This is a genomic window from Colwellia sp. D2M02, from assembly GCF_018860755.1.
Lineage (GTDB): Bacteria > Pseudomonadota > Gammaproteobacteria > Enterobacterales > Alteromonadaceae > Colwellia > Colwellia asteriadis.
On record NZ_JAHKPW010000056.1, the window covers coordinates 1 to 13555 of the forward strand.

The 13555-nt window shown below is 37.3% G+C and carries 8 protein-coding genes; 6 read left to right on the top strand and 2 right to left on the bottom strand.

Translation table 11 applies throughout. The annotated features are described in order from the left end of the window. Positions 1-445: 445 nt before the first annotated feature. The 5 genes from KO495_RS08900 (at position 446) to rlmJ (ending at position 8430) form a co-directional block, all read left to right on the top strand. Entirely contained in the window at positions 446-919 is a 474-nt protein-coding gene (locus tag KO495_RS08900) for a hypothetical protein (RefSeq protein ID WP_215980063.1), read from the top strand. A 191-nt stretch (positions 920-1110) separates the two neighbouring features. After that, entirely contained in the window at positions 1111-3423 is a 2313-nt protein-coding gene (locus KO495_RS08905; protein ID WP_215980064.1) for a YgiQ family radical SAM protein, read from the top strand. A 327-nt stretch (positions 3424-3750) separates the two neighbouring features. After that, positions 3751-5673, top strand: a complete 1923-nt coding sequence (locus KO495_RS08910) for a GGDEF domain-containing protein (protein ID WP_215980065.1) — start codon at positions 3751-3753, stop codon at positions 5671-5673. Positions 5674-5895: 222 nt separating this feature from the next. Then, positions 5896-7488: an ABC-F family ATPase gene (locus KO495_RS08915; protein WP_215980066.1), complete on the top strand. Its 1593-nt coding sequence runs from the start codon at positions 5896-5898 to the stop codon at positions 7486-7488. 102 nt (positions 7489-7590) lie between these two features. Further along, a complete protein-coding gene (gene rlmJ, locus KO495_RS08920) occupies positions 7591-8430 on the top strand; it encodes a 23S rRNA (adenine(2030)-N(6))-methyltransferase RlmJ (protein WP_215980067.1) in 840 nt (279 codons plus the stop codon). 95 nt (positions 8431-8525) lie between these two features. On the opposite strand, the gene KO495_RS08925 is transcribed toward rlmJ, so the two are convergent. Then, positions 8526-10817: a peptidase U32 family protein gene (locus KO495_RS08925; protein WP_215980068.1), complete on the bottom strand. Its 2292-nt coding sequence runs from the start codon at positions 10815-10817 to the stop codon at positions 8526-8528. 135 nt (positions 10818-10952) lie between these two features. On the opposite strand from KO495_RS08925, the gene KO495_RS08930 reads away from it, so the two are divergent. Further along, positions 10953-11678 (top strand): glutathione S-transferase, encoded by a 726-nt coding sequence (locus KO495_RS08930; RefSeq protein WP_215980069.1) that lies wholly within the window; start codon positions 10953-10955, stop codon positions 11676-11678. Between the two features lie 12 nt (positions 11679-11690). Here the strand turns inward: KO495_RS08930 and KO495_RS08935 are convergent, their stop codons facing one another. Beyond that, the gene (locus tag KO495_RS08935; RefSeq protein ID WP_215980070.1) at positions 11691-13346 is read right to left on the bottom strand and encodes an FMN-binding glutamate synthase family protein; all 1656 of its coding nucleotides are present in this window, start codon (positions 13344-13346) and stop codon (positions 11691-11693) included. Positions 13347-13555: the final 209 nt, after the last annotated feature.

The window sequence follows — 13555 nt, forward strand, 5'->3', positions numbered from 1 at the left end:
AATGTAGTTATTCTACCTAAAAAGGCGATAACGCAGTAAAAATGACCAACAAACGCTGTCCGAAGGATTCGGCTAAAAGCGTTTTACTCTTTGTTGAACAGTATTTGCTTAGAATGACTAGGCAACACACTGTCCGCCGCGATTAAAACGCTTTTATCTCGAACAAAATTTAACCGCGAAAGATCAACAGCTCCTAGCAATCAGCACAATTAGTTAATCAAAGTTACGCAAGTTAGCCGTACTTTACTGTGCTCATTAGCTTAATCCCATTAATCCCAAGTTTATTCACAGTTACCTTAAAAGTGCCACGAATACTGGTAAGTCGTATCCGTGAAAGACATGCGGATTTCTTTGTTTAAAAATAATTAAAAAAGTGCTTGAATTGTGAACACAAAACAAATACTGTATATGCATACAGTAAATATACAAATAACTAAGGGTTACTATGTTTTCTATTTATAACAACAACTTCACTGCTACTAATGTTGAATTAGCTGGGGTAAATACTTTAAATATGTCTTGGTTAGCACTCAAAGATGTTGCAAGCCATGATGAGCTATCAACTCAATATGCACAGGTCTGTCAGCAATATACTCAAGCTAAAAAATGGATATTAATTATTAACCCTAACGAAGCTTCACTCGAGCAACTTGCAAAAACACATGGCATCGATACCTCAAAAGTATTGTGTGTAAACTTAAGAAATAAAAACCGTACTGATCAAATAAATCGCACTGTCGATTTAAGTGTAGAACAAATTAAAGGTGTGTTATGTCGCGGAAATTGCTCAGCGGTTATCTTGTCTAATGCCAGCTTTGCGCCAGAAGAAATAGCAGAGTTAACCTTATGTGCTCAGCAAGGTGAAACCCAATGTGTATTATTAAAAAATAATGCGCATAATAAACCACAAGTACACTAGTCCTCTTACGTAGTGACATTGCCTTTATCGTTCAAAAAACAAACAAAGTTTATTTAGAACATCTCAACGCTTTCTGTTACAATCGCGCGCCTGTATCTTTGCATACAGGTTTAATGAGCTAATCATTAATTTAAAGTAAGCACTTAAATATCTAACCTTAAGTGAATAGCGCAGTAACCAGAGAGCATTAAATGACCTTAGCAACAAAACCACTGATCCCAGAAACAAAGTACGGCTTATTCGAGTACCCTAAATATTGGGCCGAATGCTACGATACTTCACCATTTCTCCCGATGTCTCGTAAAGAAATGGATATTTTAGGCTGGGATAGTTGCGATATTATAATTGTTACAGGTGACGCCTATGTCGATCATCCAAGCTTTGGTATGGCTATTATCGGTCGTATGTTAGAAGCGCAAGGATTTCGTGTAGGTATTATTGCTCAGCCTGATTGGCACTCAAAAGATGCTTTTATGGAGCTTGGCCAACCCAATTTATTCTTTGGTGTTACTGCTGGTAACATGGACTCAATGATAAATCGTTATACGGCCGAGCGTAGAATGCGTCACGATGATGCTTATACACCAAATGATGAAGGTGGAAAACGCCCAGATCGCGCAGTAACCGCTTATACACAACGCTGTAAAGAGGCTTATAAAGGAGTTCCTGTGATTATTGGTGGCATTGAAGCAAGTTTACGCCGCATCGCCCACTATGATTATTGGTCAGACAAAGTCCGTCGCTCGGTGTTATTTGACTCAAAAGCTGATTTACTTATTTACGGTAATGCAGAGCGACCTCTGGTAGAAATAGCACACCGTATTGCCCGTGGTGATGATGTAAAGTCTATTACCGATGTTCGCGGCAGCGCATTTTTAGCCAAGCAAGCTTTACCTGGTTGGCACGGTATTGACTCACGTGATATTGATCGCCCAGGAAAAATAGATCCTATTTATAGCCCTTATGAAGAAATAACTCCTGAAAGCTGCAGCGACAACGAAGCTAAAACAGAAGCAGATAACGCGGTTAATATTGTAAATGCTGATATTACTAAAACAGCACAACCTATTGAAATATCAACCTATCGTAATAAGTCATGGCAAGAGAAAAGTAAGCCTTGGCAAACAACTTATATTAATTTACCTACCTTTGAACAAGTAAAAGATAATAAAGTGTTGTACGCTCATGCCTCTCGTATTTTTCACCAAGAAGTAAATCCTACTTCGGCTAAACCTTTGGTACAAAGTCATGGCGATCGCATTATTTGGCTAAACCCGCCAGCAAAACCACTTTCTACTGAAGAGATGGATGGTGTATTTGGTTTACCTTATCAGCGTGTTCCGCATCCAAGTTATGGTAAAGCTAAAATTCCTGCTTACGATATGATCAAAACCTCCATTAACATTATGCGCGGCTGTTTTGGTGGTTGTACTTTTTGCTCTATAACCGAACATGAAGGGCGCATTATTCAAAGTCGTTCACATGAATCTATTATTAACGAAATAGAAGACATTAAAGAGAAAGTGCCTGGTTTTACTGGTGTAATCTCTGATTTAGGCGGACCAACTGCCAACATGTACCAGCTTAATTGTAAAAGTGAAAAAGCAGAAGCGACTTGTAGAAAACCTTCTTGTGTTTGGCCAACGATTTGTGGTCATTTAGATACCGACCACACACCTACTATTGAGCTATACCGCAAAGCGCGCGCTGTAAAAGGTATTAAAAAAGTATTGATCGCTTCTGGCGTTCGATATGATTTAGCGATAAAAGATCCTGAATACGTTAAAGAGCTCGCGAGTCATCATGTTGGAGGCTACCTAAAAATTGCACCTGAGCATACCGAAGAAGGGCCATTAAATAATATGATGAAGCCAGGTATGGGCAGTTACGATAAGTTTAAAGAAATGTTTGATCATTACTCTAAACTTGCTGGTAAAAAACAATACCTCATTCCGTACTTTATTTCTGCTCACCCCGGCACAACCGATAAAGACATGGTAAATCTTGCATTATGGCTTAAAAGTAACGACTTTAAGTTAGATCAAGTACAAAACTTTTATCCGTCACCATTAGCAAATGCAACAACGCTTTACCATACTGAACTTAACTCTCTGCGTAATATTACTAAGAAAAATATTGCCAAAGAAGGCGGCACAATTAGCGTCCCTAAAGGCACTATTCAACGTAGGCTTCATAAAGCTATTTTACGTTATCATGATCCGGTTAACTGGCCTATTATTCGCCAAGCATTAACTAAGATGGGCTTAAGTAAACTAATAGGATCAGCGCCTAATTGTCTAGTACCACGTGAAACACGTAGTGAACAACAGTTAGCGAATAAAAGCCGACAAGGTAAGAATAACTCTCAAGGCTTTAAAACCAGCCCAGGACAACATAGAAGTCCATCAAACAAAGCAAAAGGTAAGAAAACACCAAATCATAAAAAAGGGTTAACCCGTTTTTCAGATAATCAGTTTACAAGTAGAAAAAATACACCTAAGTAATGACAGCTCTACAAATATAGTGAGCCTTATTAAAAATAAATAGCCTCCTAAAACCTAACTATTTATTGAAAGCCCAAGGCTATCTTTGTCTAACCACAAAGGTAGCTTTTTTTATACCTGCTAAACAACCCCCAACCCGTAGCAATCAGCAATAATAAGCTACTCATTGTATGGTTAACACTACGCGCTATTTTTATTAGACTAAATAGTAATTAATTTTTATGTTTAAAGCATTCCAATAAAGTAAATAACGAGCTAAGCTTAACACTGTTATGCTATATAGCTATAAAATTACTTTAAAAACAAATAAGTGGACGGCTTTTATCAATGTATGTAAAAAAAGAGAATAGTGACTTTACTCTCAACACCGTCATTTATTTACGTTTAGCACTTATCACGTTTTTTTTATTTTTTAGCTTTAAAGCTTATTCAAGCTCTCCTAACTTTAATACTATTAGCAAAGCGTTTGACCACTTTGAAGAGTTAAGCGCTAAAGACCCTAGCCTCGCTTTAGAAGCAGCAACCAAAATGATGACAGAGCAAGGTTCAACCTTGTCTCAAGAAAATAAAACAACACTGCTCGCTAAAATAGCTCAGTACAATTACTTTCTCGGGAATGTTACTCAAGGTATAACAGCCATTGAACAAGCCTATGCTTTAAACCCAGACTTTAACAGTGACACCGGATTATTATTATTAATTACCCATGGTGCATTATTATTGAGCAAAGGTGAGTTAGAGCAAACAATGCCGCTTTATGCCAAAGCAGAAAAAATAGCTATTGCTACTGAAAATACTAAACGCCTTGCTGAAGTATATAGCTATATAGCAGGCTATTACTCGATACTTCATGATGATATACAAGCTTTAAAATACTTCCATCAATCCTATGTATTAGTAGAGCAATTAAACAACGAATTAGAAATGATGTACCTTAAATCACAAATGACAGGTGCATACTCCAATATTCATGATAATGAAAACGCGATAAAGCTGGGTAATGAAGCTTTAAGTTACTTTATTGAACGTGAGTTTTATTTTGATGCGCTCTATGTACAAAGCGAATTAGCAAACAGCTACCTCAACATTAAAGACTACAATAAAGCAAAAATCGCTTTTGAAAATGTAATCATTTTTTCCAAAAAAACCTTAAGTGAAGCCTCCATTCCTATTGCTAATTTTGGCCTAGCTGAAGTTTACTTTGCCTTAGAGGACTATGATAAATCACGAGAATATTTGCAAATATTTCATGAAACTAGGCCCGCAGAAGTTCTTACTTTTACGAGAGTAAATTACTTAGTATTAGAAGCAAAGTTAGCCATTACTGATAATAACTTAGTTTTAGCTCAGGAAAAAATAAGTGAAGTTGAGGCGACTTTAGATACTTTGGATAAGAACGCAACATTATCATGGAAAGTAAAGGTGCTTTCGATAAAAGCCAAAATAGCTTACCTCAACAAAGACTATGAGTCGGCTTATCTTTTTGAGCGTGAATCAAAAGAACTACACAATACTTATCAAAACACGCAACGTGAAACCATTAGATCTAAATTTAAAATTTTATTTGATACCGATCAAACCCGATTACAAAACAAAATTTTAGCGCGGGATAAGTTACTTGATAAAGCCGCGTTAAAAAGTGCAGAGCAAGAAAAATGGATTCAATACCTCATTATTTTATTTACATTAGCACTTACCTGCTTTTTAATTTTTTTAGTCAGAAGACAAGTTAAAACTTCCAAATATTTAAATAAACTCGCTAATACAGATGCACTAACGGGCTTAGCTAATAGACGCTTTACCTTCAAGTATGCAGAGAATAAGCTGTCGGCATGTAAAAATCATAACTCTCCGTTTGCTGTTGTTGTTTTTGATATTGATCATTTTAAAATAGTTAATGACACTTATGGACATGCTGGCGGTGATATTGCGCTGATTAATATTGCCAAAATTGCTAATGAATATGTTAGAGAACAAGATATTTTAGGCCGTATTGGCGGCGAAGAATTTTTATTAGTATTACCTAAAACAACCGCTAAGAAAGCACGCATGGTAGCGCAAAGAATAAGAGCAGCAATTGACGATAATGATTTTTTAATTAATGAATTACACGTCAAGATTACGGCAAGTTTTGGTGTATCAGAACTATCAAACCCTGAGCATAGCTTTAATCATTTATTCCAAGATGCTGACGATGCCCTGTATCAGGCAAAAGCATTAGGACGAAATCGTGTAGAAGTCGCTAAATAGTTTTACCTTATGGCTTACCCTTGCACTCCCACCTACAGTAAATAACTTCTTGTACTGTACATGACTTCTTTTTACTTTCTCGGTATAATCGCGCGCATTGTTTCTACCGTTGTTGCTATTTTGTTATTCAATAAATATTACGCGGTAGACTAACAAGTATTAGTACTTGTAATTAATACTTGTTTAACACTCTCTGTCTTATAAACATCAACGGAACTCATCATGCTAGCAGCAAATAACATCACCCAACAGTTTGGCGCTAAGCCATTGTTTGAAAACATTTCACAAAAATTTGGCGGCGGAAACCGTTACGGTTTAATCGGTGCAAACGGTTGTGGTAAATCAACCTTTATGAAAATTTTAGGTGGTGATTTAGAACAAACCTCAGGTAATGTTAGCCTTGATACCGGTGAACGTTTAGGTAAGTTACGTCAAGATCAATTCGCCTTTGAATCATACAGTGTAATAGATACCGTAATCATGGGACATACTGAATTGTGGGCGGTAAAAGAAGAGCGCGATCGTATTTACGCTTTACCTGAAATGAGTGAAGCTGATGGTATGAAAGTTGGCGATTTAGAGTCTGAATATGCTGAAATGGACGGCTACAGCGCAGAAAGTCGTGCAGGCGAGCTATTAATTGGTGTTGGTATTCCTGTCGAGCAACATTATGGTTTAATGAGCGAAATAGCACCGGGCTTCAAATTACGTATTTTACTTGCTCAAGCATTATTTTCAGATCCTGATATTTTATTGCTTGATGAGCCAACCAACAACTTAGACATTCACACTATTCAATGGTTAGAAGAAACCTTAAATGCCCGCGATTCAACCATGATAATTATTTCGCACGACAGACACTTTTTAAACAGTGTTTGTACACATATGGCTGATTTAGATTACGGCGAATTACGTGTTTACTCTGGTAATTACGATGAATACATGCTTGCAGCAACACAAGCACGCGCGCGTTTATTAGCCGACAACGCGAAAAAGAAAGCACAAATAGGCGAATTACAAGCCTTTGTGGCGCGTTTCTCTGCAAATGCCTCAAAAGCGAAACAGGCTACCTCTCGTGCCAAGCAAATTGATAAAATTCAACTTGATGAAGTTAAAGCATCAAGTCGTAGCAACCCCTTCATTCGCTTTGAGCAAGAAAAGAAATTATTTCGTAATGCCTTAGTATTAGAGAAATTAAACAAAAGCTTTGATGATGCTCATATTCTTAAAGACATTTCAGCCTTAGTAGAAGTGGGCGAACGTATTGCCATTATTGGTGAAAACGGTATTGGTAAAACCACCTTTTTACGCACCTTAATGAATGATGTCGGTTACGAGCCAAGTTCAGGCGAGTTAACGTGGTCTGAAAATGTCAATATTGGTTATTACGCGCAAGATCATGAATACGAATTTGAAAACGACATGACTTTATTTGACTGGATGAACCAATGGCGCCAAGAAGGTGATGACGAACAAGTGGTACGTGGTTACTTAGGTCGTTTATTATTCTCTGCTGATGATATAAAAAAATCAGTGAAAGTGCTTTCAGGTGGTGAAAAAGGCAGAATGTTATTTGGTAAACTAATGATGCAAAAACCAAACATCTTAGTACTCGACGAGCCAACTAACCATATGGATATGGAGTCAATCGAGTCATTAAATATGGCACTAGAGCAATACGAAGGTACTTTGTTATTTGTCAGCCATGACCGTGAGTTTGTATCAACCATTGCTACGCGCATTATTGAATTAACACCAACAGGTTATAACGACTTTGCTGGTACTTACGATGAATACTTAGCTAGCCAAGCTTAATTAAAAGGCTAAGTTTAAACACCCAGCGGTTATTACACTGTTGTAATAACCGCTTTATTTGGCTTATAAAGCTCAATAACACTTCCCTATTAAGGAATTACCTTGCTTAGTTACCGTCACGCCTTTCATGCAGGCAATTTTGCCGATGTATTAAAACACAGCGTTTTAACACTCGTACTTGATTACATGACTCGAAAAGAAAAAGGCTTTTGTTATTTAGACAGTCACTCTGGTGCTGGTATGTATCAACTTGGGGATGAATACGCTCAAAAAACAGGAGAGTACAAAAACGGTATTGAGAAAATCATTCAGGATAAAAGTGCGCCTGAGTCACTTGAGCCTTATTTATCGTTAATCAATAGTCTTAATTTGTCAGATGAACTTGAAGTTTACCCTGGCTCGCCAGGTATTGCAAAAGCCTTTATGCGTCGCCAAGACAGTACTCATTTATTTGAATTACACCCTACTGACATTCAACATTTAGAAGATTTTTGTCAGCGTTGGCGTAAAGTATTTGTTAAGCAATCCGATGGCTATCAAGGTGTTTTAGGGCTATTACCACCACCAAGTAGACGTGGTGTAGTATTAATAGACCCGCCTTATGAGCTCAAAGAAGATTACCAAAAAGCCGTTAAAACTATTATCAAAGCTTACACTAAGTTTGCCACAGGCACCTATATTATTTGGTACCCTGTCGTAAAACGTCACTTTATTGAGCAAATGGAAAAAGACTTTACCAACAGCAATGTTAAAAACGTGCTGCAAGTTGAGTTTTGTTTAGAAGCCGATAGTGAAGAGTACGGTATGACGGGCACTGGATTATTTATTATTAATCCGCCATGGCAATTAGCCGAACAGCTAAAAGAAATATTGCCTTATTTAAAAACTAAACTTGGTAGTCAACAATCAACTTACCAAGTAACACAATTAGTTGCTGAGTAGCCAGCTATTAGCTGGTAAAATTATTAATAACTAAAAAACCTTGAAGATAACTTCAAGGTTTTTTTTAGCCTGACTAAACGTAATAACAGCCTACCCTACAAACCATTATGATATTGAACATTGGTTGACTCTGGTACCAGCTTATTTAAGCTGTTTTCAATAGACTGAGTATCGGTAAACTCACCACTAAGTAATTGTTCAAACTGTGTTATTAAAGCTGTTTTTTCAGGTGATTGTTTATCACCTGCGCCAATATTGGTTAAATCAATCATAAAGCCATCGTAATGCTCGGCTAAATCGTTAATCACTTCCATATTTAAAAACTGATCTTTATTGTAAATACTTGGGTAGCCCGCCTTTTGCTTGTCAATGGCAAATGAAACGCCTTTCAAGTTGGTAATACTGGTCGACTTATCACAAGAAAGCATACAGCCATTATCAATACGCGGCTTTTCACAACCAACACTTTGCTGGAAAAAACACTGTCTACTAGTCATCAATAAAATAGGATGATAAACACTATAAAATAACTCGAAATTTTCAGGTCGCGCAATATTACGCATTTGTTGATGGTTAATTTCATTAGAAATAAACGCACCTGCACAGTTAAACTCTTCTTTCATCGCCAATAAGGCATAAGAGTTAGTCGTATTTAAAAATGGCCCCGCTATCCACTTAATACCTAGCTCATAAGCACGATGAGCAATACCGGTATTATTGGTCACGATTAGTCGCGGCTTTACTTGCTCTAAAATAGTTAAAGCAACATCAAAATCTTTACCGATTAACACCGACGGGAACCATGGAATAAGCTGAGGATTCTCTTCGAAAAAATCAACATACTTAGTGCAGCCTCGTTTATAAGCATCAGGCAATTTAAAGTAGATGTCGGCATTGGTGACATTACTTAGGTTAATGTCACTATCATCACAAATTAAGATAGAAAGTTTAGCTTTAGCGCCAGGGTTTGATTTTGCATGATGTATCAATTTAGGTAAGGTAACCTCGGGTAAGACACTCACCCCATCATTTAAAAAGGCAGCGACATCATTTTTAAGCGCGGTTAACTCTTTAAAAGCAATACCAACCCCTGCCTCAATTTCGCCGGTATTTAACGCAGTTAAGGTAAACTCAGCATTGTTAAAGCTCTTAAAGCGCTTTTCAATGGTTGCTTTATCAATGCAGTTAGTTTTACTAGCGATTAGTGCACTTGATGTCTTGAATACTTTAACTAACTCATGAGGCTTAGTCGCCCCTTTAGCAAACTCTTCAGTAACCATCGTGATTGTTAACGGCTGACCAAGGCTGCCTGAAAAGGTTAATGACAATGGCCGCTTTTCAATGCTCAAATGCTTTATTTTATCTTGTACTGTACTGTTTATTTGCTCTTTTTCATCACTTAAGCTTTGCTCAACTTCGTGGATTTGTACCACTGATATTGCATTACTTTGATCAATTGCATGATATTTTGAGTTATCACGCGGGTTTTCAATAAACATTGACTGATTTAAATCACCACGTAAAAAGGCATTAGAAAAATCACGGTTAAACACTTTATAAAGACGTTCACCGTCTTCAAGTAACTCACCTGTTTCAATAAAACCATCTATTTGTTTACGGAAGCTATCAATAACAGTATGCACATAACTTGCCCCTTTAATACGCCCTTCTACCTTAAAAGAGTGCACGCCCGCTTCAATTAATGCAGGTAAGTCAAAAAAGGCAGAGTTATCTTTAATGTTTAACGGGAAGTTATTACCTGATGGTGTTGTTTCATACTCTTCACGACACGCCTGACTACAGCGACCACGATTACCTGAATTACCAACACTGGCAGACGTTGAGTAGCACAACCCTGAAAAAGCGACACACAACGAGCCATGAACAAATACTTCAACAAGCACCTCTTCAGCATCTGCTACTGCGGTAATCGCGGTGATTTCTTTTAAATTCATTTCTCGAGATAAATTAACGCGAGAAGCGCCAAGTTTTTTCAAAAAGGGAATTTGGCCAATATTATGAGTTGTTAGCTGCGTTGAGGCATGAATATCAAGCGTTGGAAAGTGTTTTTTAAGTATGTAACATAAGCCTAAATCTTGCACAATAACACCGTCGAGTGTGGTGTTAGCAAGCTTACTGAGTAACTTGGCGAGTGATTTAAACTCTCGCTCTAAAATAATAATATTTAAAGTTAAAAATATTTGGCATTGGTACTGATGCGCTAAGCGAATAATACCTACAAGCTCTTCAAACGAAATATTCGCCGCACGATTTCGAGCATTAAAGGTATCTAAACCACAATAAATGGCATCTGCGCCTGCAATAATAGCGGCCTTGATTGCATCGACATCGCCACCTGGCGCTAATAATTCAATTTTAGAACTCATTTATTACAACTTTAGCCAACAGTATCGGCAGTTAAATTTCAAAGAGCGAATTCTACGCATATATTTAGCCGTTGAATACCGCTAAAATAGGTTAATAACGGTATTTATGAATTTGACCTTTAGGGAAACGTACAAATGAACAGTAGCACAAAAGAAAAAATACCTCATAAGGTCGATGAGAGACAATCACTACCAGTACTTTATTCATTAAGAAACTGCCCTTATGCCATGCGAGCTAGAATGGCAATTTTCAAAACTAAGCAAATAATACAGTTACGAGACATTGTACTAAGTAACAAACCTAGTGAAATGATAGCCGCCTCAACAAAAGCAACGGTTCCTGTTTTAGTCTTAGCTGATGGCAGTGTTATTGATGAAAGTTTAGCAATAATGTTATGGGCACTACAGCAAAGTGATCCTAATGATTTACTGCATCAAAAGGGTCATAATAGCGCAAATAATAAAAATACACTCACCGCAATGTTAGTGCTTATCGCTGAGTTTGATACTGATTTTAAAAGCTGTTTAGAGCAATACAAATGCGCCAAACGTTATCAAGAAGATAATGTGGTTGAATGTCGAGTTGCCTGTGAGCAATACTTACAGCGCTTGGAGCAGCGTTTAACTCAGCATAACTTCTTAATGTCAGATAAAGAAAGCTTAGCTGATATTGCGTTAATGCCATTTATTCGACAATTTGCACGTGTAGAACGCCAATGGTATTTACAGTCGCCCTACCCTAAAGTAAGACAATGGCTTAATAATTACTTACAAAGCCCCATGTTTACTAAGGTTATGGCTAAATATCCGTTATGGCTAGATAACCATGAAGTAGTATTGTTTGGTAACATATCAAAGTAGTCTCTTCTTAACTTAAGCACCTTGAGTATGAAATTGATTAAACTCTGGAGACTTTAGTACATATAAATCTTCAACATAAAACTGCTCGGCGCTACAAGCATGCCACCAGTGCTTCCATGCTTCATCTTGCACTTTATTATTCACTAGTGCGCCTAATTTCAGCGGTGGAACTAAACTACCGGTAGACATTTGTAAGCCATAAGGTGAGCGACGCTTAATCATTTGTGGTACAAGTTTGGCGGGATCATCTAAACCCATACTACCGACCAACTCATAAAAATTTTTCAAGGTATTATTATGAAAGTTTTTAACCCGTTCGCTCTTAATTTCAACATCAATCGCTTGGGAACGAACCGGATCTTGTGTTGCAATACCCGTCGGGCATAAATTAGTATTACAATGTCTTGATTGAATACAACCTAGTGCTAGCATCATTGTTCGCGCGGCATTAACCACATCGGCTCCGGCTGCTATTTTATCGAGCAAATCAAAACTAGACGCTGTTTTTCCTGAGGCTATTATTTTTATTTTATCGCGTAAACCAACACCTACTAAGGCATTTTCAACAAAATAAATACCTTCAATACAAACCATACCTAGTCGGTTACTAAACTCAACGGGTGCTGCTCCCGTACCACCTTCAGCACCGTCAACAGTAATAAAGTCAGGATAAATCTCAGTTTCTAACATAGCTTTACAAATACTTAAAAACTCAGCCGGATTACCAATACAAAGTTTAAAGCCTACCGGCTTACCACCACTTAACTCACGCAATCGTTGCACAAAATTCAACAGAGCCTTGGGGGAAGTACACTCAGGATTTACAGCAGGTGATACGCAATCTTTACTCATTGAAATATGTCGTATGTTGGCAATTTCTTGCGTGATTTTAGCTTTAGGTAACACACCACCATGACCTGGTTTAGCACCTTGAGATAGCTTAATTTCAATCATTTTAATTTGTGGTAAATTTGCCGTTGTTACAAAGCTGTCTGCATTAAAACTGCCGTCTTCATTACAGCAACCAAATAAACCGGTTCCTAATTGCCAAACAATATCACCACCATGCTTTAAGTGGTATGGGCTCGCAGCTCCTTCACCAGTATTGTGATAGCAGCCTGCTTTTTTAGCACCTAAATTTAACGCTTCTATAGCGTTACTACTTAATGAGCCAAAACTCATCGCTGATATATTTAAATATGAAGCAGAATAAGGCTGGCTACATTGCTCATTACCAATAACAACCCGTTTTACCTCGTCTTTAACATGAGTTGGTGCGAGTGAGTGCCATAAACTTCGATAATTCTCTTCGAGTAGGTTACGTTGGGTACCAAAAGCAATAGTATCGCGAATATTTTTAGAGCGTTGATATACTAAGCTTCGTTGTTCGCGGTTAAATGGTTGTTCTTCAGTATCATTAGCAATGAAATATTGTTGGATTTCAACCCGATAAGACTCAAAAAAGTAACGAAGGTAAGCAACAACAGGATATAAACGATTAAGACTATGAGTACTAAACTTAAGATCATATATACCAACAACGCTATAGCCTAGGGTGAACAATAAAAATAACGCACTGACAACACTTTGCGTTTGCCAATAAAGCCACAGTGCGACAATGTTTCCAACACTGAATATTAACCAAAACACTTTTTGCATTATTGTCATAAAAACTTCCCTAGTAATAATCAGTTACGACTTGCCTACCAGAACCTAAAATGAACTTAACGATAACTTAATGAATTCACTTTCGATACTTTTTAATGACGAACAATACATTGCTCTGCGGCATTATTCAAAATAAACCTTTAATCTTGTACTCAATAGCTTGAAATAAAAAGCCTTCAATATTTATTATGATTTACAAGTAACTTGAT

Bases quoted from the DNA above. Each gene is read 5' to 3' on its own strand.
- KO495_RS08935 (WP_215980070.1), bottom strand. From the start codon at position 13,346: ATGACAATAATGCAAAAAGTGTTTTGGTTAATATTCAGTGTTGGAAAC.
- KO495_RS08915 (WP_215980066.1), top strand. From the start codon at position 5,896: ATGCTAGCAGCAAATAACATCACCCAACAGTTTGGCGCTAAGCCATTG.
- KO495_RS08910 (WP_215980065.1), top strand. From the start codon at position 3,751: ATGTATGTAAAAAAAGAGAATAGTGACTTTACTCTCAACACCGTCATT.
- KO495_RS08905 (WP_215980064.1), top strand. From the start codon at position 1,111: ATGACCTTAGCAACAAAACCACTGATCCCAGAAACAAAGTACGGCTTA.
- KO495_RS08930 (WP_215980069.1), top strand. From the start codon at position 10,953: ATGAACAGTAGCACAAAAGAAAAAATACCTCATAAGGTCGATGAGAGA.
- KO495_RS08900 (WP_215980063.1), top strand. From the start codon at position 446: ATGTTTTCTATTTATAACAACAACTTCACTGCTACTAATGTTGAATTA.
- KO495_RS08925 (WP_215980068.1), bottom strand. From the start codon at position 10,817: ATGAGTTCTAAAATTGAATTATTAGCGCCAGGTGGCGATGTCGATGCA.